Source organism: Leifsonia poae, from assembly GCF_050632865.1.
Taxonomy (GTDB): domain Bacteria; phylum Actinomycetota; class Actinomycetes; order Actinomycetales; family Microbacteriaceae; genus Leifsonia; species Leifsonia poae_B.
In genome coordinates, this window is sequence record NZ_JBODSA010000002.1 from 411,221 (window position 1) to 437,559 (window position 26,339).

20 protein-coding genes are annotated in these 26,339 nt (G+C 71.1%); 4 read left to right on the forward strand and 16 right to left on the reverse strand.

Annotation, left to right across the window (positions count from 1 at the left end):
• Nucleotides 1-9 precede the first annotated feature (9 nt).
• Genes ACRAWB_RS09285 through ACRAWB_RS09295 form a run of 3 tightly spaced genes read right to left on the reverse strand, consistent with a single transcriptional unit; the run spans nt 10 to nt 2,868 of the window.
• Nucleotides 10-1,830: a sensor histidine kinase gene (locus ACRAWB_RS09285; RefSeq protein WP_431353075.1), complete on the reverse strand. Its 1,821-nt coding sequence runs from the start codon at nt 1,828-1,830 to the stop codon at nt 10-12.
• A 4-nt stretch (nt 1,831-1,834) separates the two neighbouring features.
• Nucleotides 1,835-2,476 (reverse strand): response regulator transcription factor, encoded by a 642-nt coding sequence (locus tag ACRAWB_RS09290; RefSeq protein WP_431353076.1) that lies wholly within the window; start codon nt 2,474-2,476, stop codon nt 1,835-1,837.
• A 44-nt stretch (nt 2,477-2,520) separates the two neighbouring features.
• Nucleotides 2,521-2,868, reverse strand: a complete 348-nt coding sequence (locus ACRAWB_RS09295; protein ID WP_363805311.1) for a response regulator — start codon at nt 2,866-2,868, stop codon at nt 2,521-2,523.
• A 179-nt stretch (nt 2,869-3,047) separates the two neighbouring features.
• Between ACRAWB_RS09295 and ACRAWB_RS09300 the strand changes: the two genes are divergently transcribed.
• Nucleotides 3,048-3,974, forward strand: coding sequence for a hypothetical protein (locus tag ACRAWB_RS09300; RefSeq protein ID WP_431353077.1), 927 nt, complete (start codon nt 3,048-3,050; stop codon nt 3,972-3,974).
• Nucleotides 3,975-4,067: 93 nt separating this feature from the next.
• On the opposite strand, the gene ACRAWB_RS09305 is transcribed toward ACRAWB_RS09300, so the two are convergent.
• Together ACRAWB_RS09305 and ACRAWB_RS09310 are read right to left on the reverse strand one after the other, a co-directional pair.
• Nucleotides 4,068-5,882, reverse strand: coding sequence for an ABC transporter ATP-binding protein (locus ACRAWB_RS09305; protein ID WP_431353078.1), 1,815 nt, complete (start codon nt 5,880-5,882; stop codon nt 4,068-4,070).
• On the reverse strand, nt 5,879-7,711 hold the full coding sequence (locus tag ACRAWB_RS09310) for an ABC transporter ATP-binding protein (RefSeq protein ID WP_431353079.1): 1,833 nt from the start codon (nt 7,709-7,711) through the stop codon (nt 5,879-5,881). Before ACRAWB_RS09310 ends, ACRAWB_RS09305 begins: the two co-directional genes overlap by 4 nt.
• 364 nt (nt 7,712-8,075) lie before the next feature.
• On the opposite strand from ACRAWB_RS09310, the gene ACRAWB_RS09315 reads away from it, so the two are divergent.
• Nucleotides 8,076-9,437, forward strand: a complete 1,362-nt coding sequence (locus tag ACRAWB_RS09315) for an MFS transporter (protein WP_431353080.1) — start codon at nt 8,076-8,078, stop codon at nt 9,435-9,437.
• Here the strand turns inward: ACRAWB_RS09315 and ddaH are convergent.
• From ddaH to sucC, 8 genes are all read right to left on the reverse strand, one after another.
• Nucleotides 9,409-10,608 carry a dimethylargininase gene (gene ddaH / locus ACRAWB_RS09320; RefSeq protein ID WP_431353081.1) on the reverse strand — a complete coding sequence of 400 codons (1,200 nt, stop codon included), beginning with the start codon at nt 10,606-10,608 and terminating at the stop codon, nt 9,409-9,411. The two genes, ACRAWB_RS09315 and ddaH, sit on opposite strands and share 29 nt — an antisense overlap.
• Before the next feature lie 24 nt (nt 10,609-10,632).
• On the reverse strand, nt 10,633-11,688 hold the full coding sequence (locus ACRAWB_RS09325) for a Glu/Leu/Phe/Val dehydrogenase dimerization domain-containing protein (protein ID WP_431353082.1): 1,056 nt from the start codon (nt 11,686-11,688) through the stop codon (nt 10,633-10,635).
• Between the two features lie 102 nt (nt 11,689-11,790).
• On the reverse strand, nt 11,791-13,371 hold the full coding sequence (gene purH / locus ACRAWB_RS09330; RefSeq protein WP_431353083.1) for a bifunctional phosphoribosylaminoimidazolecarboxamide formyltransferase/IMP cyclohydrolase: 1,581 nt from the start codon (nt 13,369-13,371) through the stop codon (nt 11,791-11,793).
• Nucleotides 13,368-13,961: a phosphoribosylglycinamide formyltransferase gene (gene purN / locus ACRAWB_RS09335; protein WP_431353084.1), complete on the reverse strand. Its 594-nt coding sequence runs from the start codon at nt 13,959-13,961 to the stop codon at nt 13,368-13,370. Before purN ends, purH begins: the two co-directional genes overlap by 4 nt.
• A gap of 65 nt (nt 13,962-14,026) precedes the next feature.
• Nucleotides 14,027-15,307 (reverse strand): cell division protein PerM, encoded by a 1,281-nt coding sequence (locus ACRAWB_RS09340; protein ID WP_431353085.1) that lies wholly within the window; start codon nt 15,305-15,307, stop codon nt 14,027-14,029.
• A gap of 72 nt (nt 15,308-15,379) precedes the next feature.
• Nucleotides 15,380-16,759, reverse strand: coding sequence for a hypothetical protein (locus tag ACRAWB_RS09345; protein ID WP_431353086.1), 1,380 nt, complete (start codon nt 16,757-16,759; stop codon nt 15,380-15,382).
• A 127-nt stretch (nt 16,760-16,886) separates the two neighbouring features.
• Complete coding sequence (gene sucD / locus ACRAWB_RS09350; protein WP_064109731.1) at nt 16,887-17,774, reverse strand: succinate--CoA ligase subunit alpha; 888 nt, start codon at nt 17,772-17,774, stop codon at nt 16,887-16,889.
• A 17-nt stretch (nt 17,775-17,791) separates the two neighbouring features.
• A complete protein-coding gene (sucC, locus tag ACRAWB_RS09355) occupies nt 17,792-18,955 on the reverse strand; it encodes an ADP-forming succinate--CoA ligase subunit beta (RefSeq protein ID WP_431353087.1) in 1,164 nt (387 codons plus the stop codon).
• Between the two features lie 233 nt (nt 18,956-19,188).
• On the opposite strand from sucC, the gene ACRAWB_RS09360 reads away from it, so the two are divergent.
• Together ACRAWB_RS09360 and ACRAWB_RS09365 are read left to right on the forward strand one after the other, a co-directional pair.
• Nucleotides 19,189-20,712 (forward strand): hypothetical protein, encoded by a 1,524-nt coding sequence (locus ACRAWB_RS09360; RefSeq protein WP_431353088.1) that lies wholly within the window; start codon nt 19,189-19,191, stop codon nt 20,710-20,712.
• Between the two features lie 57 nt (nt 20,713-20,769).
• A complete protein-coding gene (locus tag ACRAWB_RS09365; protein ID WP_431353089.1) occupies nt 20,770-21,609 on the forward strand; it encodes an oxygenase MpaB family protein in 840 nt (279 codons plus the stop codon).
• On the opposite strand, the gene ACRAWB_RS09370 is transcribed toward ACRAWB_RS09365, so the two are convergent.
• The 3 genes from ACRAWB_RS09370 to ACRAWB_RS09380 form a co-directional block, all read right to left on the reverse strand.
• Entirely contained in the window at nt 21,606-22,652 is a 1,047-nt protein-coding gene (locus tag ACRAWB_RS09370) for an FUSC family protein (RefSeq protein ID WP_431353090.1), read from the reverse strand. The genes ACRAWB_RS09365 and ACRAWB_RS09370 overlap by 4 nt on opposite strands.
• Nucleotides 22,649-25,183, reverse strand: a complete 2,535-nt coding sequence (locus tag ACRAWB_RS09375; protein WP_431353091.1) for an ATP-dependent helicase — start codon at nt 25,181-25,183, stop codon at nt 22,649-22,651. Before ACRAWB_RS09375 ends, ACRAWB_RS09370 begins: the two co-directional genes overlap by 4 nt.
• Before the next feature lie 81 nt (nt 25,184-25,264).
• On the reverse strand, nt 25,265-26,326 hold the full coding sequence (locus ACRAWB_RS09380; RefSeq protein ID WP_431353092.1) for a glycerophosphodiester phosphodiesterase family protein: 1,062 nt from the start codon (nt 26,324-26,326) through the stop codon (nt 25,265-25,267).
• Nucleotides 26,327-26,339 lie beyond the last annotated feature (13 nt).

Consider the following 26,339-nt stretch of genomic DNA (forward strand, 5'->3'; position numbering starts at 1 on the left):
GAGGCGGGTTCAGCCGACCGGGATGGTCAGCTCGATGATCGTGCCGAGGCCTGCGACCGAGCGCACGTCCGCACGTCCCGACACCGTCTCGACCCGGTCGCGGATGCCCTCGAGGCCGCCGCCCGGCTCGATGCGGGCGCCGCCCTGGCCGTCGTCCTTGACCACGACCGTGACCGTCGTGTCCGCGCGCGTCACCGAGACGGAGCAGTTGCGGGCGCGGGAGTGCTTCGCCGCGTTCGCGAGCGCCTCCGAGACGCAGTAGTAGATCGTCTCCTCGACGACCTCCGGCAGCCGCTCCCCCACATCCACGTGCACCTCGACGGGCAGGTGGCTGCGCATCCCCAGCTCCTCGATCGCCGAGCGCAGGTCGCCGTCGGTGAGGACGGTCGGGTGGATGCCGCGGGCCAGCTCGCGGAGTTCGCGGAGCGCGTCCGCCAGCTGGTCGGACGCGCGCTGCAGTTCGCCGGCGAGCTCTTCGTCGCCGTGGGCCTCCGCCTTCGCGGTGGCGATCCGCAGACTGATCGCCAGCGAGACGAGCTGCTGCTGGCTGCCGTCGTGCAGGTCGCGCTCCAGCCGCCGGCGGGCGAGGTAGCCCTCCTCGACGAGGCGGAGGCGCGACTGCCGCAGCTCCTGGATGGTGCGCTCCAGCCTCCCGCGCAGGCGGTCGTTGTCGACCGAGAGCAGCAGGGCGGAGGACACGGCGTCGAGCAGACGGTCGTCCTGGCTCAGCGCCACATCGTGCTCGATCAGCGCGATCGGGCCCTGGTCGGAGTCGATCGCGAGCGTCGAGCGGCCCGGCCGGGTGGCGGTGACGGCGTCCTCCGCCGGGAGGCCGTCGCTGGTCTGGTAGGCCTGCAACGGCTCGTCCCACCAGAACACGCGCAGGGACGAGTCGTGCAGCGTCCGGGCGAGGCTCGACTCCCACAGGCCGCGGTCCACCTTGTCGCGCGCGACGATCACGAGGTCGGCGACGCGCGACCGCAGGCCGCGCGCGTACAGCACGCCGCCGACGAACGCCGGCGGGATGAGCGCGATCGCGACCGGGGGCACGAACTGCAGCCAGCCGCCGTCCCACCCGAGCGCGAAGCTCAGCGAGTCCTGGATGGTGCCGTAGCACCAGAGCAGGATGGCCAGCGGCATGACGAAGGCGACCCGACGCGCGGGCAGCGAGCTCGTGAACCAGCGCGTGATCAGCCGCACCGCGACGGTCAGCATCAGCGCCAGGCCGATGACGCGCCACCCGATCCCGAGCCAGTAGTCCGCCTCGTCGCTCGGGAGCACCGCGTAGGGGTTCGTCGCGCACCCGCACTCCGCCGGCTCGGGCGACGAGAACAGCAGGATGCCGCCGAGCCGGATCGCGAAGGCGATCGTCACCGCCAGGACGACCGCCCGATCGAAGCGCGCGGTCAGCCGTCCGGTCGGATAGCAGAGCACCAGGATTCCGACCAGCACCGCCCAGAGGTCGGTGACGCCCGCGACCCACGGCCAGACCCATCCCCACTGCCGGACGAGCGGGTACCAGGCGCCCGCCGACCAGAACAGCGCGGCGCCGATCATCAGCCACCCGGGGATGGCGCTGGCGACCAGCCGCCACGCGACGACGCCGCAGATGATGTAGTCGAGCGCCACCGCGATGAAGACGACCGCCCACCCGGCGCCGGACGGCCGCGGGCCGTAATCGTTCAGCATCGCGCTGAGCACCTGGGCCAGCACGTTCGACGCGATCGCGACGGTGACGGCGAGCGCCCGCAGCGTCAGCCGCGCCCAGTGGGGGCGCGCGGCGGGAGCGGCGATCTCCGTCCGCGAAGGTCCCGGCCGCGTGGCGACCATGGGGTCAGACGTCCCGGCCCAGGAACCGCAGCACGGCGAGCACGCGACGGTGCCCCTCGGCCGAGTCCTCAACGTCGAGCTTCGCCATGATGTGGCCGATGTGCGACTCGACCGTGCGGAGGCTGAGGTGCAGCTCGCTCGCGATACCGACGTTCGACTTGCCCTCGGCCATGAGCCGGAGCACGTCTCGCTCGCGGGAGGACAGCGACTCGACCGCGGCCTCCGAGGAGCGCGCGTTGACCAGCAGCTGCACGACCTCCGGGTCGACGACGGAGCCTCCGCGGGCGACCGTGCGCACGGCGGTCACGAGGGTGTCCGCGTCGGCCACGCGATCCTTCAACAGATAGCCGGTGCCGCTTCCCGCGCTCATCGCCCGGATGGCGTACGCGGCCGTCGTGTACATGGACAGCAGGAGGATGCCCGCGCGCGAGCCGTCGGCGCGCAGCCGCTCCAGCGCCCGCAGGCCCTCGTCGGTGTGCGTCGGCGGCATCTTGATGTCGAGCACGATGGCGTCGACATCCTCCGCCGCGACGGCGTCGAGAAGTTCTTCGGCCGTGTCGACGGACGCCACCACGTCCATCCCACCCGCGCGCAGGATCTGGCCGATCCCCTCGCGCAGCAGCACTGCGTCGTCGGCGACGGCCACCCTGAGCGCGCGAGAACTGTCTGTCTGTCCCCCGCTCACGCCGCTTACACTAGCAGGCTGCGGATCGCCTCACCGCTCAGCTCCTCCTTGGTGATGAAACCCTTCGCACCGCTGTCCGCGACCCGCCTGCCGTAGTCCGTCGCGGACCGGCTGGAGGTGAGCACCACGGCCACCCCGAAGGCCCGCATGACGGGCACAATGTCGAAGCCGCTTGCGTCCGGGAGGCCGATGTCGAGGAGCACGACATCGGGCGTGAGCCGCCTGCTCAATTCGACCCCTCCGGCCGCGGTGTCGCTGTCGCCGACCACGGTGAACCGCTCCAGGCGCAGCAGCTCGGCGGCCTGGGCTCGGAACCGTTCGTGGTCGTCGACGATCACCACACGGAGGGACATAGGGACATCTTCACCGCACCAGCCCGGTTGTTCATCCGTGCTTCCACGCAATCGGATTGTCGTGACCCCCCGGATGCGGGGCACTGCAGCCACGGCGAGTATGTGAGACAACCTCACCGACCCGAACGGCGAGGCTCCCCGGTCCGGGATACGGGCCGAGACCACCCGAGGAGAGCGGGATGTCCATCGCGACCCGAACCGCCGGCCCGACCGGCCTGAACGCAGTGCGCGCGACGGCCGGGGCGGACGCGGTGGACCATCCCGCTCATCCCTCGCCGGTGGTCGTGATCGACCTCGCTCGCGTCGCCGACCGCTTCCGCGAGCTGCGCGCGCTGCTGCCCTGGATGGACGTGCGCTTCGACGTCTCCGCGCTCGCGCATCCCGCGCTGCTGGCCGCCCTGGCGGCGGACGGGGCCGGCTTCGTCGTGTCGCACGACTCCGGCCTTCCGGTGCTGCAGCGCAGCGTCCCGGATGCACGCGGCGTGCTGTACGCGACGCCCGGAGCGCGCTGGCCGCGACGGCGTGCCGCGTGGGAGTCGAGTGTGCGCCGTTTCGTCGTGGACGACGCCCGCGACCTGGACGAGTTCGCGACCGCCCCGGCGGGCACCGCTGTCCTCCTCCGCCTGCACCCGGACGACGCCGTCGCTGCGGCACGCTACGCGCGGGCGCTCGGCGTCCGCATCGCGGGCCTGTCGCTGCGCTTGCCGCTTGCCGCAGGCGACGACCAGCTCCTGGACGCGGTGCAGTCCGCCGTCGTCGCGAGTGGCCGCATCGCCGGCATCCTCGGCGAGCGCGTCGAACTGCTCGACCTCGGCGAGGCGCTGTCCGGGCCGATGGCCGGCCCATCCGCGCACGTCGCCGCGCTCGGCCGGAGCATCCGCGGGATCGTCGCCCCGGCGACGTCGCGCATCGGCGTGATCGCCTCCGCCGGCCGCTCGGTCACCGCCGACGCCATCACCATCGTCGCGGGGACCGCGGAGCGCTACGCCGACGCAGCCACCGCGAGCGAGTACATCGACGCCGGCGCGGAGGTCCTGGTGCTGCGCCGCCGTCGCCGCATCCCGCGCCCTGCGCGCGCACGAACCACCTGGTCCCCGGCGGGCTGACTCGACCCCTCCCCGCCGGCTCCTGGCCGGAGACGGCCGCGGGGACCACGAGAAGGCTTCCCGTGGTCCCCGCCGGACCGTCGCCGCCGCCCGCTACACGAGCGAGTCGCGCCAGGCCGCGTGCAGCTGGGCGAAGCGCCCGGTGCCCGCGATCAGGTCGTCGGGCGTTCCGTCCTCGACGACGCGTCCGTGCTCCATCACCAGCACGCGGTCGGCGATCGCGACCGTCGACAGGCGGTGCGCGATGATCACGGCCGTGCGGTCCGCGAGCAGCGTCTGCAGCGCCTCCTGCACCAGTCGCTCGCTCGGGATGTCGAGCGAGCTGGTGGCCTCATCCAGGATGAGGACCGCCGGGTCGGCGAGGAAGGCCCGGGCGAACGAGATCAGCTGCCGCTGACCCGCGGACACCCGGCCGCCGCGCTTGTTCACGTCGGTGTCGTAGCCGTTCGGTAGACCCGCGATGAACTCGTGGGCGCCGACCGCCTGGGCCGCGTGCACGATCTCCTCCCGCGTCGCGTCCGGCTTGCCGAGCGCGATGTTGTCGGCGACCGAGCCGCTGAACAGGTACGCCTCCTGGGTGACCATGACGATCGCACGGCGGAGGTCCTTCGGGTGCAGGTCGCGGAGGTCCACGTCGTCGAGCGTCACGGAGCCGTCCGTCGGGTCGTAGAACCGCGAGATCAGCTTCGCCAGCGTCGACTTGCCCGCGCCCGTCGAGCCCACCAGCGCGACCGTCTGCCCCGCCGGGATGTCGAGCGTGAACTCCGGCAGGATGACGCGGTCCTTCTTGTAGGCGAAGGTGACGTCGTCGAACCGGACGTGGCCCTGCGACGACCACAGGTCGACCGGCTTCACGGGATCCGGGACGCTCGGCTCCTCCTCCAGGACGCCCGAGATCTTCTCGAGCGCGGCCGCGGCCGACTGGTAGGAGTTGTAGAACATCGCCATCTCCTCGATCGGGTCGAAGAACCGGCGCGTGTACAGCAGCACCGCGAGCAGCACGCCGATGGCGAGCTGGCCGTCAGCGACCCGGAAGCCGCCGACGAGCAGCACGACGCCGACCGCCACGTTGCCGATCATCACGAGCCCGGGGTCGAAGATCCCGAACAGCTGGATGACGCGCGCGTTGACATCCCGGTAGTCCTCGACCAGGCCGCCGAACTCCTTCTCGTTGCGCTTCTCCTTGCGGAAGGCCTTGACCGCGCGGATGCCGGTCATGGTCTCCACGAAGTGCACGATGAGCTTCGCCGACGCCACCCGCGAGATGCGGAACAGCACCTGCGAGCGCTTCTGGAACCAGCGGGTGAGGAGGTACAGCGGCACCAGCGAGCACACCAGCACGACGCCGCTCGCCCAGTCGATCGAGAACAGCGCGATCGCGATGAACAGCATGTACAGCACGCCCTGCACGAGCTGGTTGATGCCCGAGTCCAGGAGCTCCCGGATGGAGTCGAGGTCGCTGGTCTGGCGCGAGATGATCCGGCCGGACGTGTACGACTCGTGGAACTCCAGCGAGAGCTTCTGCGTGTGCAGGAACACCCGCTTGCGCAGGTCGATCAGGATGGCCTGGCTGATCCGCGCGCTGAGCACCGTGTACCAGGCGATCAGCACGGCACCCATGACACCGGTGATCAGGTACACGATGCCGGCGGCGGCCAGCGGGAACCAGTCCTGCTTGAGGAGCGCGGGCAGGCCGTTGTCGATGCCGTACGCGATGATCGCTGGGCCCGCGACCTGGGCCGCGGTGCTCACCACGACCACGACCGCGGTCAGCACCAGCCGCATCCGCAGCGGGTGCAGCAGCGAGCCCAGCAGGCGCAGCGACCGGCGCCGCACCTGGCGGCTCTCCTCCTTGTTGAGGTCGTTGCGCTCTTCGCCTTCGACACCCAGCACAGTCGTCGTGCTCACAGGTTCACCTCCTCGAGGATTTCTTCGTTCTCGTCGTCCTCCAGGCTGGAGATGACGAACCGGTAGTGCTCGCTGGTGGCGAGCAGGTCGTGGTGGGTCCCCACCGCCGTGACCTTGCCGTCCTCCAGCAGGGCCACCCGGTCGGCGAGCATCACCGTGGACGGGCGGTGCGCGACGATCAGCGCGGTGGTGGATGCGAGCACCCGGCGGAGGGCGGCCTCCACCAGGGCCTCGGTGTCGACGTCCAGCGCGGAGAGCGGGTCGTCGAGCACCAGGATGCTCGGATTGGCCGCGACCGCGCGGGCGAGCGCCAGGCGCTGGCGCTGTCCGCCGGACAGGCTCAGCCCCTCTTCGCCGACCTTCGTCTCGACGCCCTCGGGCAGGTCGTAGACGAAGCCCGCCTGCGCCACCTCGAGCGCTTCGGTCAGCACCCGCTCCGCCTCGGCCGAGGCGGGGTCGAGGTCGTCGCGGCCGAGCAGGACGTTGTCGCGCACGGAGGCCGAGAACAGCGTCGCGTCCTCGAACGCCATGGCGATCGCCTTGCGCAGGTCGTAGCGGGTCAGGTCGCGCACATCCACACCGTCCACCTTCACCGCGCCGCCGGTCACGTCGTACAGGCGGGTGGTGAGTGCGGTCAGCGTCGACTTGCCGGAGCCGGTCAGGCCGACCAGGGCCATGGTCTCGCCGGGGCGCACCGTCAGCCGGATGCCGTCCAGCAGGTCAGGGAAGCGCTCGGGCGAGTCCTGGTAGCGGAAGTGCACGTCGTCGAAGACGAGCTCGCCGCGCGGGTCGGTGATCTTCCGGGGCTCGGCGGGGTCGGTGATCGTGTTGACCTCGTCCATCACCTCGAAGAAGCGGTCGGCCGCAGTGCGCGTGTCGAACGTCATCGAGAGCAGGAAGCCGATCGACTCGATCGGGAACCGCAGCACGGTCGCCGTGGCGAAGAACGCGACCAGCTCGCCGACCGACAGCTGTCCCTGAGCGGACAGCCACACGCCGACGACCAGGCAGATGGCGAACGCGACGTCCGGCACCAGCAGCAGCCAGAGCCAGATGCCGGCGATCGCCTTGGCCTTCTCGATCTCGGTACCGCGCAGCTGCTCCGCCTGGGACTCGAAGCTCTTCAGCGCGTGCTTGCCGCGTCCGAACGCCTTCAGGACGCGGATGCCGTGCACCGACTCCTCCACCGCCGTGGCGAGGTCGCCCGCCTGGTCCTGGCTGCGGCGCGCCACGATCGAGTACTTCTTCTCGAAGACGAAACCGTAGATCCACAGCGGCACCGAGAGCACCAGGAAGATCGTGCCCAGCAGCCAGTTCCAGCCGATCAGGATGGCGAAGCCGACGATGATCGTGACCACGTTGACGACGAGCAGCACGATGCCGAACGACAGCCAGCGCCGGATCATGCTCAGGTCGCTGACGGCGCGCGACAGCAGCTGACCGCTCGGCCACCGGTCGTGGAAGGCGACCGGCAGGTCCTGCAGCTGCTCGTACAGCGCGTTGCGCATCCGCGCCTCGACGTGGGTGCCCGGGGTGAGCACGAACCAGCGGCGGAGCGAGATGAACACGGCCTCGGCGGCGCCCAGCCCGACCACCAGCAGGGCGGCCGGCCACACGGCGGCCGGATCGCCGGTCGACAGCGGGCCGTCGACCAGCCAGCGCAGCACCTGCGGGATGCTCAGCGCGACCAGGCTGGCGAGCAGCGCGGCCACCATTCCGAGCAGGATGCGGGGTGCGGCGGACTTGGCGAACGGCAGGATGCGCAGCAGCGTGCGCAGGGTGCTCTTCCGCTGGGTGTCGGTGTTCTTCTGTGCCGTGGCGACAGACATGGGTATTCCGTTTTCTGTGAGTGGTCCGACGTGGAGTCGGCGGCGACACGCGTCGAGGAGTCGCCGAAGGTCTGCCGACGGTGGCAGACCTCGCGTGAGGTGCGGCGGCGCGCGAAGAGCGCGCGGGTGGTGGGCGGGACCTACCGCCCGGACGGTCGGGCTGTGGCCGCGAGCGCGGCGACGGACCCGGGCACGGTGTTCTTTCGTGCGGTCTCGATCGTCGTCATGGCGTCCTCCCAGCCTCGATGTATGCGTCCTGTGTGCCGCGACAAGGCAGCCCTACAGGATATTGCCAGGTTGGCGGATTACGCAACACTTTTCTTGTCGGACCCCGATGTCGGACCCGCCGCGTACGGTGTGGGGCATGCGCAGAGGGGCCGTGACCGTCCTGTGCCTGGTGCAGTTCGTCGACGTTCTCGGGGTGACGAGCGCGACCACGGCGATCCCGGCGATCCTGGAGGGTGTCGGGGCACCGGCGTCGGCCGCCGGGCCGCTCGCCACGGTGTACGCGATGTTCTTCGGCGGGGTCCTCATCCTGGGCGCGCGGCTGGGCGACCTGTTCGGGCACCGGCGCATCCTGTTGATCGGCATCGGGATGTTCGGGGCGGTGTCCGTGCTGGGCGCGACGGCCGCGCTCTGGGGCGGCGCGGCGCTGGCGGTCGTGCTCGTTGCGCGGGCACTGCAGGGTGCGGCGGCCGCGCTGTCGGTCCCCTCGGCGCTGCGGCTGCTGCTCGCGGCGACGCCCGACGAGTCCAGGCGGCACGGAGCCCTGGCCGCGTGGAGCGCGACCGGCGCTGCGGCAGGCGCCTCGGGCTTCCTCGTCGGCGGCCTCCTGGTGCAGGCGTTCGGCTGGCCGGCGGTCTTCTGGGTCAATCTGCCGCTCGCGGCCGGGCTTCTGGCGGGGATCGCCCTCACGGTCCGTCATCGGCCGGAGCCGACCGAGCGGGTCCCGCTGGATCTCCCAGGTGCTGCGTTGCTGATCCTCGCCGTCATGGCGGTGATCGCGGGTGCGGCGTGGCTGGAGCAGCCCGCAACCCTGCTGCTGGGTTTCGCGGCGATGGCCGTCGGCTTGGTGCTGGGCGCCCTCCTGGTCGTGCGGTTGCGGACGGCCCGCGCACCGCTCATCCCGGCCGCCGCCATCCACTCGCGCACGCTCCGGCATGGAACGGCGCTGTCCTTCGTCAACACGGCGACGACCAGCTCCACCGCGGTGCTCGCAACTCTGTTCCTGCAGGAACGCCTGGGTCTCGAGCCCGTTGCGACCGGGCTGACGCTGATGGCGCTGAGCGTCGCGGTGATCCTGACCTCGACCACGACGCGCTGGCTGCTCGCCCGGCTCAGCGCCTACGCCGTGAGCGGGATCGGCATCGGCCTGATCGCGCTCGGCTGCCTCCTGCTCGCGCTCACCGTCGGGACCTGGTGGGGCGTCCTGGTCGGCGTGACGCTTGCGGGTGCGGGGCTGGGCCTCTCCTCGGTCGCCGCGACCACGATCGGGACCACCGTGCCGGACGAGCTCGCGGGCAGCGCCAGCGGCATCCTCAACACGGGCGCCCAGCTGGGCACGGCGCTCGGAACCTCGGCGCTCGTCCTGGTGGCCTCGCTCGCCGGAGTGGGAGCAGGCTGGCTGTCCGCCGCGGTGATCGCGGCGGCGACGGCCGTCTGGTGCCTGCTCCCACTGCAGGCGCGGGAGCGGGAGCTCAGCGGATCCGGATCGACAGGCAGGTGACGCAGCCCTCGAGCTTTTCGAACTCCGAGATGTCCACCTGGACCACGGTGTAGCCGAGGCTTTCGACCAGCGCCACCGACTGCGGAGCCGACGACGACATGAGCACGGTGTCCTCCGATAGGACGACGACGGCGGTGCCGTGCGCCTCCGGGACCGGCAGGAAGCGCTCGAAGAGGCGCGGCTCGTCCACGATCGGCTCGTAGCCGATGACCGTGCCGTCGGGCAGCGCCGTGACCGCGGTCTTCAGGTGCAGCGCCTTGGTGACCGGCACCGCCACGACGGTGTAACCGAGCGGCGTGACGATGGCGCGCAGCTGGCGGATGCCCTCGGGATTGGTGCGGCCGCCCTGGCCGACGTACACCGTCGAGCCGATCTTGAGGACGTCGCCGCCCTCGAGGGTGCCGGGAGCCTCGATGCGCTCGAGCCGCAGACCCTGCGCGCGGAGTGCCGCCTCGGTGCCCGCGGGCTCGGCCTGGCGCGACTCGGCGCCCGGCAGGGTGATGACGGCGGTGTCGCCGAAGACGACGGCGGTGTCCTCGACGAAGACGGAGTCGGCGAGACGATCGGCGCTGGCGACCTCGACGGTCTGCCAACCGGCCTCGGACAGCGCGGCGACGTAGGCGTCCCACTGCTTGTCGGCGAGCTCCGTGTCCACCGGCTCGCGGTCGATGTGGGTGGTCAGACCGTCGGCCAGGTTGGACGCCGGGATGCGGACCAGCGCGATGCGGCGCTCGGTGCGCTCCCCGCCCTCGATCGCGCGGTAGACCGCGTAACCGGCGGTCGGGAAGGCGATGGCCACGGACAGCCAGAACGGCAGGTTGATGCCGATGAACGAACCGAACAGCTGGCCCCAGGCGTCGCCCGAGAGCGTGACCTTCAGGACCGTGAACAGGATCAGGGTGCCGAGCACCGTGCTCACGAGGGCGACCACGATGCCCGACACCACCGCGATCCAGCGCCGGTCGAACGCCCCGAGCAGCCCAGCGGCGAAGCCGAGGACCAGGGTGACCAGCGCGTTCCATCCCACATACGGCGTCGTGTTGGCGAGCGCCGACGAGTTCAGCTGACTGGCCACCAGGATCACGAACGTCGAGGCGACGAACGCGATCGCGGCGACGGCGACAGCGGCGGAGATGGATGCGGCGAGCCTGCGGCCCCAGGAAGACGTCATGGGATCCAGGCTAGCGGAGCGCTGCTATGCGTTCGCTGGCTCCCGCAGCCGGCCGAGGGCCAGCTCCTCCGCCGCCTGCAGCGTGGTGACGCCCTGCTCGTCGGCGGCGCGGAAGATCTCGGCGATCGTGTCCCCGATCCGCTCCACCCGCTCCTGCGTCGCCTCGGCCGTGACGCCCGGCTCGGACATCATGTCGAGGAAGATCACGCCGCCCGCGTTGACCACGAAGTCGGGCGCCCAGAGGATGCCGCGCGCCGCCAGCCGCTCGGCGCCCGAGCGCTCGGCGAGCTGGTTGTTCGCGGGCCCGACGACGGCGGCGACGCGCAGCTCGTCGATGACGCGGTCGGTCAGCACGCCGCCGACGCCGGCCGGGACGAACAGATCGCCCTCGACGCGGTGCGCCTCCTCCGGCTCCACCCAGGTCGCGCCGAGCGCGTCGGCCAGCGCGCGCTTGGCCGGGTTGACGTCCGTGACGGTCAGCACGGCGCCCTCACCCGCGAGGCGCATGGCGATGATCGAGCCGACGTGCCCGAGGCCGAGCACGGTGACGCGGCGGCCGGCGACGGAGCGGCTGCCGAACGCGCGCTCCAGCGTGGCCAGCAGGCCGGCGTAGACGCCCGCAGCGGTCGCGTCGCTCGGCTCGCCGACGCCGCCCTCCGACGGCGGAAGGCCGCAGACGTGCGCGGTGCGGGAGGCGACGACGGACATGTCCTCGGCGCTCGTGCCGACGTCCTCGGCCGTCATGTACATGCCGCCCAGCGTCTCGACCGCGTCGCCGAGGTCGAGCATCGCCTCGTAGCGCTCGGTCGGCGTGAGAACGGTCCCGCGCGGGACGTAGACGACCGCCTTGCCCCCGCCTCGGTTGAGGCCGGCGGCGGAGTTCTTCATCGTCATGCCCTCGGCGAGGCGCAGCGAATCGGCCACCGCCTCCTGCCAGGAGTCGTACGTCCAGACGCGGCAGCCGCCGAGGGCGGGGCCGAGGACGGTGGAGTGGACCGCGATGCTGATGGTGAGGCCGCTCCGCCTCCCCTTCACGACGTGCAGTGTTTCGTGCGGCAGGTCTGCGGGCAGGACGGACATCGGTGTCTCCTCGTGGGATCGCGGTGAAAAAGGTTCAGCGGTCTTGTGGACCGCCGCCCATTCTCCCCTGCCCACGAGGGCGCCGCAATCGGCGCGCGGGCATCAGTGGAAGAAGTGCCGCTCTCCGGTGAAGTACATCGTCACGCCGGCCGCCTTCGCCGCCTCGACGACCTCCTCGTCGCGGATGCTGCCGCCGGGCTGCACGATCGCCCGCACGCCCGCGTCGATCAGGATCTGGGCGCCGTCGGCGAACGGGAAGAACGCGTCGGACGCCGCGACCGAGCCGCGCGCGCGGTCCCCCGCGCGCGTCACGGCGAGGTGGCACGAGTCGACCCGGTTGACCTGGCCCATCCCGACGCCGACCGAGGCGCCGTCATGGGCGAGCAGGATGGCGTTCGACTTGACGGCGCGGCACGCCTTCCACGCGAACTCGAGGTCGGCGCGCGTTGCGGCGTCCGCCTCCTCGCCCGCGACGAGCGTCCAACCCTCGGAGGAGAACTCGGTGAAGCGGTCGGTGTCCTGCACCAGAACACCGCCGGAGATCTGCCGGAACTCGGTCAGCGCCCGCGCGTAGTCCTCGGGCAGCTGCAGGATGCGCAGGTTCTTCTTGGTCTGCAGCAACTCCAGCGCCTCGGGCTCGTAGCCGGGCGCGATCAGCACCTCGGTGAAGATGCCCTTGACCGTCTCCGCCATGGCGAGCGTGACCGTCCGGTTGGCCGCGATCACGCCGCCGTACGCCGACACCGGATCGCACTCGTGCGCCTTGCGGTGCGCCTCGGCGATGTCGTCGGCGATCGCGATGCCGCACGGGTTGGCGTGCTTGATGATCGCCACCGCCGGGTGGTTGAAGTCGTACGCGCTGCGCAGGGCGGCGTCGGCATCCACGTAGTTGTTGTACGACATCTCCTTGCCGCCGAGCTGCGTCGCCTGCGCGATGCCGTGGCCGGCCGGGTCGGCGTACAGCGCCGCCGCCTGGTGCGAGTTCTCGCCGTAGCGAAGCGTCTGCTTCAGTTCGGCGCGGGCCTCCCAGCGCTCCGGGAAGTCATCCGTCGACGGAGCCTCACCCGCGAACCACGCGGCGACCGCGCCGTCGTACGCGGCGGTGTGCGCGAACGCCTTGGCGGCGAGCGCCTGACGCTGCTCGAAGGTCGTTCCCCCGGCGCCGACGGCCTCGATCACCGTCCCGTAGTCCGAAGGCGAGACGACGATGGCGACGTTCGCGTGGTTCTTCGCCGACGCGCGCACCATCGCCGGTCCGCCGATGTCGATCTGCTCGACCACGTCGTTGCCGACCGCGCCCGAGGCGACGGTCTCGACGAACGGGTAGAGGTTGACGACGACGAGCTCGAACGGCTCGATGCCCAGGTCGTTCAGCTGCTCCTCGTGCGACGCGAGTCGCAGGTCTGCGAGCAGGCCCGAGTGGATGGCCGGATGCAGCGTCTTCACCCGGCCGTCGAGCGATTCGGGGAACCCGGTGACGCTGGCCACGTCCGTCACCGCGAAGCCGGCGTCGCGGATGGTCTGCGCCGTCGAGCCGGTGGAGACGAGCTCCACGCCGGCTCCGGCGAGCGCGGCGGCCAGGTCGAGCAGCCCCGACTTGTCGCTCACCGAGATCAGCGCCCGGCGGATCGGGACGAGGTCCCGCTCGCGGTACAGGCTGGCGTCGTGACGGGGTCCGCTCATGCTCGGGCAAGCTCCTCGAGGTCGATGTGTCCGTTGGCGATGTCGAGGACGGCGTCGATGAGCAGCCGTCGCTCCACGGGTTTGATGCGCTCGTGCAGCGCCGCCTCGGTATCGCCGGGCCGCACCTCCACGCGCTCCTGGCTGATGATCGGGCCCGCGTCCACGCCGTTGTCGACGACGATGAGGCTGGCGCCGGTCTGCGTCACCCCGGCGGCGAGCGCGTCCCGCACCGCGTGAGCGCCGGGGAATTCGGGCAGGTACGCGGGGTGCGTGTTGATGAGGTCGGGCGACAGCGCGTCGACGACCCGCGGCGGCACGAGGCGCATGAAGCCGGACAGGATGGTGAGGTCGGGCTCCCACAGCCGGATCTGCTCCAGCAGAGCGTCGCCCCACTCCTCCCGGCTCGGATACGAGGTGTACGGCACCGTGAAGGTGGGGATGCCGAAGCGCTCGGCGTGTTCGAAGCCGTCGGCCTCACGGTCGGCGCCGACGGCGACCACCCGCGCGGGGAATTCGGCGTCCTGCGCCGCCTCGAGCAGGGCGCGCAGATTGGAGCCACCGCCGGAGATCAGGACGACAATCGAGAGCACCCGTCCAGCCTAGCGGCGGACCGCGGGGCCGGGTTGCGCGTCCCGCCCGCTGTGGATAACCCGGCTCAGCGCCGCACGCGTGCGCCGGCAACGAGCCCGATCACGGCGCCCACCGCCACTTCCGCGGCGCCCAGCCCGGCGACCAGCCAGGCGTTGGGTCCGACATCGTGCAGGCGCCCCGGTCCGATCGCGCCCGACGACCACCACGCGAGCAGGCCGAGCTGGATGCCGGCGACCACGCCGATCCCGAGCGCGACGAGGACACGGTCCCGGACCCCGTCGAAGCGGCCGACCACCGCATCCACCCGCGATCGCAGCAGCGCCCCGGCGAGGAAGCCCGCGAGCAGCGGCACGACGACGCCGACGAGCCCGAACGCGAAGCCGCCGGGAGGGATGACGCCGAACAGCGGCAGGCCGGGCAGCGGTCCGAGATCGGTGCCGATCGGGCTCACCGACGACCCCGTCCCGATGGCGAAGCCCGGCCCCACGAGCCACGACGCCATCCACACGACGACGTTCGGCAGCAGGGCCAGCTGCCCGATGGTGAGCGCCACCCCGCCCACGACCCCGGACTGCACCTGCTCGTACAGACTGATGATCGTGCCGTAGTGCCCGAAGATCAGCAGCGCCAGGATGAGCGCGGCGACGCCGATCACGATCGCGGTCGCCGCCGTGCCCGCGCGCAGCGCGGCGAGCGCCCCGATGCGCAGCTGCTCGGGGACGACGTCCGTGCGGGTCCGCAGGACGGACAGGACCGCCGTGCCGCCACCGCCGGAGCCCGGCGAGGGTGCCTCGCCGCCATCCACCGCCGAGGGACGCGCGTCCTCCTCCGGCGCACCGCGCAACGCGGCGAAACCGAAACCCGCGGCAATGCCGAGCGCGTAGACGAACGGCGGCAGCACGATCCCCTGCCACACCGAGGGCTGCACCACCGCGGAACCCGACGACAGCACGACGACGGTCGAGATCACGGCGAACGTCGCCAGGGCGCTCAGCGCGCCCGCCAGCCGCTGCGCGGTCTCCGCCGCTCGCATCCCGGTCCGGACCCCGAGCCCGGCCGTGAGCGCCGCGAAGCCGAGCAGCGCGATCGTCACCTGGAACGGCGCGCCGGCGGCCGGCAGCCCCAGCTGCGCCACGGTCTGCGGGTCGAGCGCCACGGTCAGGTTGACACCGTGCCCGACCAGCCAGATATCGGCCGCAGACCGCCACACCACGGCGAAGTCCGCGCCCAGGTGGTACTGCGCCGCCCACAGGATCGTGATCGGGACCAGGCAGATCCCCAGGCCGATGGCGGCCACGATCAGCGCCTCCAACGCGGCGAGCAGGGCGACGGATGTGCGACTCATGACCGAATGGAGCCTACCGGCGCGCGCGCGTGCGGCACCGGCGACACTTCGGCGCTCAGGAGACCGCCGGGATCAGGGCACCGTCAGGACCGGCGTGTCGTCGTCCGCCGTCTCCGGGACGGTGATCACCGGACGCTGCAGCAGCTCCAGGATGGCGACGGCCAGCGCCGCGAGCACGAGCGTCCAGATGATGAGCGACGGCGTCAGCGGCCGCACGAACAGCACGACGGCCGCCGCGATCACGGCGACCGCCGCCCGGAGCAGCGTCCGCTGCGCGTACAGCCACTCCCCCACGCGACCGGTAGTGATGCCGTGGGACTCGGCCGACGTGCGCACCCACGTCACACCGGACCCGAAGAAACCGCGCAGGCGCCGCGGCACCGCGAACGGTCCGGAGTACCAGCCGACCAGGGCGACGGCGATGGCAAGCACCAGCACCGCGACGGCGGTGGCGATCATCGCGTCCGTCACGGTCGAGTACAGCTTCTGCGCCAGCGCGGACGGCACCAGCGACGGCGACACGGAGGCCTGGAAGAGGATCCGGCCGACGGAGATCGCAGCGAGCGTCAGGGCCATCGCGAGGCCCAGCCCGACGGCCGCCCACACCAGCGCCAGCGCACGCCGACGGGCGACGATGACGCCGAGTGCCAGCAGGCCGATCGCCACCCAGGGCAACCACGCGCCCGCGGCGACGGCGAGGCCGTAGAACAGCTGCAGCGTCGGGATGGACGAGCTCTGCGCGACCGTGATCGTCTTGTCGATGGTCGGGATCCGCGAGGCGAACGTGATCCCTTGGGCGACGAGCTGCTGTTTCACGCGGTCCATGATCGGAGCGAGCTGGATGCCGATCGAGCCGTTGGATCCGATGGTGACCGCCGAATTCCCGCTGTTCGTCATGACGGCTTCGAGCTGGTTGTGGCTGGCCCGCAACGCCTCCTGCCAGACCTGGGCGAAGGCGTCCGAGGCCACGAAGCGCTGCACGGTCGACTGCAGCAGGGACACGATGCCCTGCGAGAGAGGCGCCTTGAGTGCATCCAGCGCCTTCGTCGCGACGGGACCGGTGCCGAGCCCGGTGATGCCGTCGATCACCTGGTCGGTGAGCTGCGGGATGTTGACGTTGTCCTCGACCGCCTTGACGGCCTGGTCGGTCACGAACGCCTGCACGGCGGGGTCGTGTGCGAGCGGGGCGTAGGTGGCGACGAACGTGTCGGTGTCGGTCAACTGCACCTTGGCCCACGACGTGACGACAGCCAGCGGCGCCAGGATCGCGCCCAGGACGATAAGGACCGTCGCGAGCAGCGTCCACCCCCATCCACGGTGGTGCTTGACGACCGGCGCCGGCGGGATCGGAGTCGTGTCGGCATCCGCCCCCGCCTGCAAGCGCAGTGACGCGTTCTCCTCTTCCAGCGCCGCGATGCGCTGCAGCAGTTCGGCGTTCGTCAGACGAGCCATGGCGCCCCCTCCCGGTGCGCGAACAATACCTCCGGAGGGCCGCGCCTGGGCAGACAGGATCTCTCCGCGGACGACGGAGGCCGGGACCCTCGCGGATCCCGGCCTCGTGCGTCGTAGCGCGTTCGCGTCAGAGCGCGGCGTACACCTCGCGGAGCAGCTGGGCGGTCTCGGACGGCGTCTTGCCGACCTTGACGCCCGCGGCCTCCAGGGCCTCCTTCTTGGCCTGCGCCGTGCCCGCGGAGCCGGAGACGATGGCGCCGGCGTGGCCCATGGTCTTGCCCTCGGGGGCCGTGAAACCGGCCACGTAGCCGACGACCGGCTTCGTGACGTTCGCCTTGATGAAGTCGGCCGCGCGCTCCTCCGCGTCGCCGCCGATCTCGCCGATCATGACGATCGCCTTGGTCTCCGGGTCGGCCTCGAACGCGGCGAGCGCGTCGATGTGCGTGGTGCCGATGATCGGGTCGCCGCCGATGCCGATGGCGGTCGAGAAGCCGAGGTCGCGGAGCTCGTACATCATCTGGTAGGTCAGCGTGCCCGACTTCGAGACGAGGCCGATCGGGCCCTTGCCCGTGATCGTCGCCGGGGTGATGCCGACCAGCGACTCGCCCGGGGTGATGATGCCGGGGCAGTTCGGGCCGATGATCCGAGTCTTGTTGCCCTTCTCCTTGGCGTAGGCCCAGGCCTCCGCGGAGTCCTGCACCGGGATGCCCTCGGTGATGACCACGAGGAGCGGGATCTCGGCGTCGATCGCCTCGACCATCGCGTCCTTCGCGAACGCCGGCGGAACGAAGATGATCGACACGTCGGCGCCGGTCTTCTCGATGGCCTCGACCACGGTGCCGAACACGGGCAGCTCGACGTCACCGTGGGTGACGGTGGTGCCGGCCTTGCGCGCATTCACGCCGCCGACGACCTGGGTGCCCGCCTTGAGCATCAGCGCGGTGTGCTTCGTGCCCTCGCCGCCGGTGATGCCCTGGACGATGACCTTCGAGTCCTTGTTGAGGAAGATAGACATTCTGTTTCGTCCTTCGCTTACTTCGCGGCCAGCTCGGCGGCCTTGTCGGCGCCTTCGTCCATGGTGAGCGCGAGGGTCACCAGCGGGTGGTTCGCGTCGGTCAGAATGCGGCGGCCCTCGTCGACCTTGTTGCCGTCCAGGCGGACCACGAGCGGCTTGTTCGCCTCGTCGCCCAGGATCTCGAGCGCCTTCACGATGCCGTTCGCGACCGCATCGCACGCGGTGATGCCGCCGAAGACGTTCACGAACACGCTCTTCACCTGCGGGTCGTTCAGGATGACGTCCAGGCCGTTCGCCATCACCTCGGCGGACGCGCCGCCGCCGATGTCGAGGAAGTTCGCCGGCTTGACGCCGCCGTGCTTCTCGCCCGCGTAGGAGACGACGTCGAGCGTCGACATGACGAGTCCCGCGCCGTTGCCGATGATGCCGACCTGGCCGTCGAGCTTGACGTAGTTGAGGTTCGCCGCCTTGGCCTTCGCCTCCAGCGGGTCGGCCGCGGCCTTGTCCTCCAGCGCCTCGTGGTCGGGGTGACGGAAGTCGGCGTTCTCGTCGAGGGTCACCTTGCCGTCGAGGGCGATGATGTCGCCCTCCTCGGTGAGGACGAGCGGGTTCACCTCGACGAGGGTCGCGTCCTCGCCGGTGTAGACCTCGTAGAGCTTCACGAAGACGTCGGCGACCTTCTCGACCAGGTCGTCCGGGAAACCGGCGGCCTTCGCGATCTCGACGGCCTTCGCGTGGTCGACGCCGCCGCGCGGGTCGACCTCGATGCGGGCCAGCGCCTCGGGCTTCTCGACGGCCAGCTGCTCGATCTCCATGCCGCCCTCGACGCTGGTCAGCGACAGGTACGAGCGGTTGGCGCGGTCGAGGAGCACCGAGAAATAGAACTCGCGGGCGATGCGGGCGCCACCGGCGACCATGACGCGGCGGACGACGTGGCCCTTGATGTCGAGGCCGAGGATCGCCTTCGCGGCCTCTTCCGCCTCATCGGGGGTCTTAGCGACCTTGACGCCACCGGCCTTGCCGCGGCCGCCGACCTTCACCTGCGCCTTGACGACGGTCACGCCGCCCAGCTTCTCGGCTGCCGCGCGCACCTCCTCCGGGGTGTCCGCGACGATGCCCGGAAGGACCGGGACCCCGTACTTCTCGAACAGGTCTCTGGCCTGGTACTCGTATAGATCCACGGTTATCCAATCCGCTGATTGTCCGGTGAGCTCGTGGCTGCCGGCTGGTTGCTCCTGGCGGTCCGACGCGAGAATAGCTCGACGCCGAGATAAATTCGCCAGGAAGAACTTTAGCGCGTCCGCCTGGGGGCCCCGTAACCGGCGAGCTGTCCACAGGAAGGGTCGGGAGGACGTTCTCCACCGATTCGCGGATCCGGGGTCCGTGCCGCCGTCGCCGCCGCGACGGTGGATGCATGACCCAACGACCTCTCTCCCTGATCACCGCGGTGAGCCTTGTCGGCCTCGCCGTCTTCCTCGGCGTGCTGCAGAGCCTGTTCGCGATCGCACCGCCCGCTCGTGCCCTCGCCGGCAGCGGGCACGGGCCCGGCTACCTGTCCGCCGACGGCTGGTGGCTCGGCGCCTACCGGTTCGACGACGGCGCGCAGGGCTTCTGCCTCAACCCCGGCAAGGTGGCTCCGGTCGGGCTGCAGTACAGCTATGCCGATCCTGAGGGCATGGGATGGTGGACGCCGGAGCAATCCGCCGTGTTCGCGTACATCGCACGCACCTGGGCCGGAAGCGGCGATCGCCTGACTGCAGCCGCCGGCCAGCTCGCGACGTGGATCGCCGCGGGCATGTCCGAGCCGGACGCGCAGAGGCACGCTGCACGCGCAGGGGCGGACACCGACGCCGTCTACGCCCGCGCCCACGAGATGCTGGCGGAGGCGCAGAGCCGTGGGTCCACCGCGGTGCACGCCGCCGCTGTGGTCGAGCTGGCGGCGTCCGGTCCGGGCCGCGTCCGGGTCGAGCTGACCGTCGACCGCCTCTCCGGCGTCGAACCCCTGGCGCCGGGCGCCCACCCGGTGTCGGTGACGCTCGATGGAGCCACGTTCGCCGACGGCGGCACCACCGCCTCCATCCGTTCGGGCACCGATGTCCCGATCGTGCCGAGCGGGACGGGTGCGAGCGTGTCCGTCTCGGCGACGGCGGCGACGGCGGAGCTTCCGTATGGGCACGGTGTCACCGTCGCCCTGCCGACCGTCGACGCGCAGGCGGTGCTGATCGCCCGGTCATCCACCGCGTCGGCCGTCGCCCACGCCGACGTCACCGGGCCCTCTCCCCTGCCGTTCCAGCCGCGCGTCGAGACGCGGACCACCGCGCCCGAGGCGCAGCCCGGCGCCCAGGTGGCGGACCGGCTCACCGTGAGCGTCGACGACGGCGACGGGCTCCTGCCGACCTGGGGCGTGCGAGCGACCGACGATGGATTCGCGCCGGTGACCGCCGTGGTCGAGAGCACCTTGCACGGGCCGTTCGCCGAACCGATCGCGGAGGCGGATTCGGCTCCTGCCGACGGCCCCACGGTGTGCACCGTCGAGACCGAGGTAGATGGCCCCGGTGAGTACACGACACCGGCCTGCGCGCTTTCCGCCGAGGGCTACTACGTCTGGACGGAACGAATCGATCCCTCGCGCACGCCCGAGTCGGAGGGCGGCACGCGGATGAGGCCGTGGACCTCCCGCTTCGGGGCGGCCGAGGAGATCAGCCGGGTGGCTGCCGGTGTGACGCCGTCCGTGGCCCCGTCCGTGACTCCCCACGCCGTGACTCCATCGGTGGCTCCGCAGTCCACGCGCGAGCTGGCTGCGACCGGCTCCGACGTCTCCGCCCCCGTGCTCTGGAGCGCCGGCAGCGCACTGGCGGGGGTGGGCCTGCTCACCGGCTCACGGCTGCGAGGACGGCGCGGCCCGCGTCGCGCCCGCTCGACCTGGATGCGGCGGTGAACGACACCGTGCCGACCCATTCCGGTGCTTCGCAGGCGGTCACGGCAGGATGTCCTCGTGCGGAGGATTCAGCGGAACAGGCCCGTCTCGGCGCGCGACATCGCGTCGGAGGCGCTGACGCTCGCCGGCGGCGGCCGGGCGCTACTGCTGCAGATCGCACACCCGGCCGTCGGGCGCGGAGTCGTCGAGCACAGCGACTTCGCGACGCGGCTGATGGACCGCTTCGACGGGACCATGGTCTACCTCACTGCCTCGATGTTCGGCACACCGGACGAGCTGCGGGCGATCCGCCGCATCGTGAATCGCGCGCACGCCCCGGTGCGCGGTGGTGGCGCGAACGGGGCGGCCTACAACGCCTACGACCCCGACCTGCAGCTGTGGGTCGCCGCCACCCTCTACCAGACCATGATGGAACTGCATCGGCGCGTCTTCGGCTCGCTGACGGACAGACAGGCCGACGCGGTCTACCGGGATATGACGGCTGCGCTGTCCAACCTGCAGCTCTCTCCGGACCGGTGGCCCGCCACGCGTGCCGCGTTCGACGACTACTGGAACCACCTCGTCAACACGCTCGCCGTAGACGCGGACGTGCTCGCGGTCTCGCGGCAGATCCTCTACCCGTCAGCGGTGCCCTGGTGGTTCCGGCCGAGCGCGCCGATGCTGCGGCTCGTGACGGCCGGCCTGCTGCCGGAGAGCGTCCGCGCACAATTCCGACTTACCTGGGACGAGCGTCGACAGCGGCGCTTCGACCGGCTCCTCCGGTGGACGCGCGTCCTCTACCCGTGGCTGCCGCTCCGGCTCCGTCACCTTCCGCGCGATCGGTACCTGGCGAAGCTCCGCCGAGCTGTCGGCTCGACAGACATCGCTCCGGCGTCTGGCGTCCGGACGGCGGACTAGGCCGTGATTCCCCGGGCGCGCTCGATCCCGCGCGCCAGCAGCACCAGGACGATTCCGATCGCCGATCCGAGGACGGTCTCCAGCACCCGATCGACCACGAGCACGCCGAGCGGGGTGGGGCTCGCCAGGTGCGAGACCGACAGCGCCAGCGGCGTGATGAAGACGAGCGCCGCTCCGTAGTGCCGGCCGACCAGGATCTCTGTGAAGAACTGGCACACCACGATCACCCCGATCACTACCGCAGCGGGAGGCGACCACACCAGGATCAGAGCTGTCACACCGACGCCGACCACCGTGCCGATGATCCGGTGCAGCGAGCGCGAGATCGAATGCGCCGCACGCGCCGGAGGGATCACGGCGACCACGCTGACGATCGCCCAGTACGCATGGCCGAATCCGAAGGCCAGGGCGATGGCCCCGGCGAGGAGCACGCCGACGACGTTCTGGACGACGGTCAGCCACACGCGCGGGTCGCGCACGGCGGCCAGATCGAGTCCGGGCCGCCGGCGGAGCTCGTTCACCAGACCCGTCCGCACCAGGACGCGCTGCGGCAGGCCGGGGAGGCGACGGATCGCCCAGCCGGACATGGTCAGGAGCCACGCGAACACCGCGGTGGCCGCCGCCAGCCCGATGCGCGGCAGCGCGTCGCTGGCGGGGGTCGGCACGGCCGCACAGACCAGGAGCGCGAACACGAAGAACAGCGACTGCGGCGGCACGATCTGGAACACCGTGACGAACAGGGTCCCTCCCCCGACGACCACGACGAGCGCGAGCGCGGTGAGCAGGAGCGGTTCACCCGCCACCGCCAGCCCCACCCCCGCGGCGATGCTCGCCAGCAGCGCGAGCGCGGCGACGGTCAGCGTCCTGGCCCGTACACGGTAGGGCTCGTTGCGGCCGTACAGAGCGGTGAAGGCCCCGAACGTCGCGTACGCCGTGAGATCGAGACGACCGACGGCATACAGCACCAGCAGCGGGACGGCCACGGCGAACGCCGCCCGCAGACCGACCTCGAGGTTCTGCGGGGGCGTGGCGAACGCCCTCACAGCTTGTCGATCGGAGCGATCTTGATGAGGAGCTTCTTCGCGCCCACCTTCTCGAACTGCACGTGCGCGACGCGCTTGGCGCCCTGGCCGGTCACGGCCGTCACGCGGCCGTCGCCGAAGTCGGCGTGCCGGATGCGGTCGCCGGGTTCCAACTCCAGGTCGCCGTTGTCGCGGACCTTGCCGGTGACGCGGTTCGGCCACTCGGCCTTCGGGCGCTCTTGGCGGAACGCCGGAGCCGCGAGGGAGTCGTTCCACCCGCCCGAGCCGCTGCCGGAACCGGCGCCGAGTCCCGGGCGTCGCGCGTTCAGCGCGCGGGACTGTGTGCCCCCGCGCCCGTTCGCAGATCCCGGCGACTGGCGCCAGTCGATCAGATCGGCGGGGATCTCTTGCAGGTAACGGCTCGGCATCGCCACAGCGGTCTCGCCGAACTGCGCCCGCGTCATGGCGAGCGACAGGAAGAGCCGCTTCTTGGCACGCGTGATGCCCACATAGAACAAGCGTCGCTCTTCGGCAGGACCGCCCGGCTCGTTGGCCGACATGCGGTGCGGAAGGAGGTCTTCCTCGATGCCCGTCAGGAACACGGCGTCGTACTCCAGGCCCTTCGCGGTGTGGAGCGTCATGAGCGAGACGGCACCGCTCGAGTCGTCGATCTCGTCGGCCGCGGCGACCAGCGACACCTCGGTGAGGAAGTCGACCAGCGTGCCATCCGGGTTATTGCGGGCGAACTCCCGGGTGACTGCGACGAGTTCGTCGACGTTCTCGGCGCGCGCCTCGTCCTGAGGGTCGCGGCTGTTGCGCAGCACCTCGAGGTAGCCACTCCCGTCGAGCAGGAAGGTCAGCACGTCGGCCACGGGCGAGACGCCGGCCGGATTCGACGGGTCGATCTTGCTCGCCGCCTCGTCGAGCAGGTTCGACAACTGCAGGATGGCGTTCGTCACCTTCGGGCCGAGGCCGAGCGACGCCGCGTCTCGCATCGCGGCGCGGAACGTGAGCCCGTTGTCCTCCGCGTAGCTCGCCAGCTGCGTCTCCGTCGCCGGACCGATCCCGCGCTTCGGGGTGTTCAGGATGCGCCGGAGCGCCAGCATGTCACTCGGGTTCGCGACGGTGATCAGGTACGCCATCGCGTCCTTAATCTCGGCGCGCTCGTAGAACTTGGTGCCGCCCATCACCTTGTAGGGCAGGGCGGAGCGGATGAAGATCTCCTCCAGCGCTCGGGTCTGGGCGTTGGTGCGGTAGAACACGGCGATGTCCTTGTACGCCATGCCCGCGCTGTGCAGTTTCTCGATCTCGTCGGCGACGAACTGCGCCTCGTCGTGGCCCGAGTAGCCCGTGTAGCCGACGATCTTCTCGCCATCGCCCACGGCGGTCCACAGCTTCTTGTCCTTGCGGTCGAAGTTGTTGGAGATCACGGCGTTGGCGGCGCTCAGGATGTTCTGCGTCGAGCGATAGTTCTGCTCCAGCAGCACCACCTTGGCTCCCGGGAAGTCGCGCTCGAACTCGACGATGTTCCGGATGTCGGCACCACGGAAGGCGTAGATGGACTGGTCGGAGTCGCCGACCACGGTCAGAGACGCGGGCGGGATGACGCCGGCGTCGTCGCGCAGGGGACGGACGTTGCGGCCGTGCGACTCCAGGTCGTCGACGATGTCCGGAGCGACCGGCATCGTGAGCTCGCGGATGAGGGAGTACTGCGCGTGGTTGGTGTCCTGGTACTCGTCGACGAGGATGTGGCGGAAGCGGCTCTGGTACAGCGCCGCGACGCGCGGAAACGCGCGGAACAGGAACACCGTCTCGGCGATGAGGTCGTCGAAGTCGAACGCGTTGGCGCGGCGGAGCTCGCGCGTGTACTGGCGGAAGATCTCGAGGAACATCACCTCCTGCGGGTCGCTGAGGTTGGCCGTGCGCGCGTGCGTCTCGAGGTCGGTCAGCTCGTTCTTCAGCTTGGAGATGCGGTTCGCCGCGGCACCGACGGTGAAGCCGAGGGTGTCGGCGTCGAGCTCCTTGATGATGCGCTTGAGCAGGGCGCGGCTGTCGCCGGAGTCGTAGATGGTGAAGCTCGGGGTCTTGCCGATCGTCTCGGCCTCGCGCCGGAGGATGCGCACGCACGCCGAGTGGAACGTCGAGATCCACATGCCCTGCGCCTTGCCGCCGAGCAGCTGCTCGACGCGCTCGCGCATCTCGTTCGCCGCCTTGTTGGTGAACGTGATCGCCAGGATCTCGCTGGGCCAGGCCTCGCGGCTCTCGATCAGGCCGGCGATGCGGCGGGTGAGCACGCTCGTCTTGCCGGAGCCCGCTCCTGCCACGATGAGCAGGGCCTGCCCGCGGTACTCGGCCGCCTCGCGCTGCTGCGGGTTCAGACCGGCGAACAACCGCTCGCTCGGCCCCCAGTGACCCGACCCCGACCGGCCCGATCCGGACCCGCCCGAACCTGCGCCGTCGCCGACGGGAGCTGCGCCGTCGCCCTGCCACCCGTCCAGGATGATCGGGACGGAGGAGGGGGTGGTCTGCGGGGCGTCGGGGAGGCTCGTCATGTCTCAGACGATTTTAGTCGCTGCCACCGTCATTCGTCCGGGAGCCCGCCTTCGTCGGACAGCCCGCCTTGGCCTGCACGCTCAGTGGCCGTCCCGCACGGCGACGGCCAGGTCCGGATGGTCGGCGAAGACCCCGTCCACGCCGGAGTGCAGCAGGATCGAGAAGTACCGCCGCCAGTCGCCCCAGTCGGACGCGGCGCCGCCCGAGCGGAACTCCTCCGGCAGCATCCCGTTCTCGGGCCGCAGCGTCCAGCAGAACACGGCGAGACCGGCGGAGTGCGCCAGGTCGACCAGGTCGGAGGTGACGGCTCCGACGTCCGCCGCGTCCTCCTCGCCGAAAAGCGCGACCGAGACGGACCCGGACGACAGCACCTGCGTCGTCTCGACGCTGATGCCGTCGACGCGGTCGGCCGGAGAGGCGGCCGAGCCCAGGGCGTACAGCCCGCGCAAGGTCAGGTCGGTGTCGTAGCCCGGCGCGGACGACCCGAGGGCCGCGACACGGTCGGCGGGCGCGCCGGTGTCCTCGAGCAGGTACACCCGCCTCCCCCGGAACCCGCGCTCGTACACCTGGGCGAGGACCGTCCGCTCGAAGCTCTCGACGACGACACCGGCGCGGTCGGTCCAGCCCGCGTCGGCCAGCTCGGCCGTGAACAACTCGTCCAGCGGCAGTCCGGCCGCCTCGAAGTACGTCGCGTGCTTCAGCTCCGCCACCAGCCCTGGGGCCCGGCTGCCGTCGGTGACACCGTCGATGAGCTCGAGCAGGTCGCGCAGCCGGAGCAGCGGGTAGTGACCGTCGAACGTCGAGCTCGCCTGCCGCAGGGCCGGGATGCGCTCCCGCGCTCGGAGGGTGGCGAGCTCGTCCCACGTGAAGTCCTCGGTGAACCAGCCGGTGAGCGCGGCGCCGTCCACCTCCTTGGTGGTGCGCCGGTCTGCGAACTCCGGCCGGTCGGCGACGTCGGTGGTGCCCGAGATCTCGTTCTCGTGGCGGATGACGAGGACGCCGTCCTTCGTCGCCACCAGATCCGGCTCGACCGCGTCGGCGCCGAGCTGGAAGGCCAGCTCGTACGACCCCCGAGTGTGCTCCGGACGATAGCCCGGCGCGCCGCGGTGCCCGATGATGACGGGAGCGTTCCGCGGGCGCATGGCCCGATCCTAG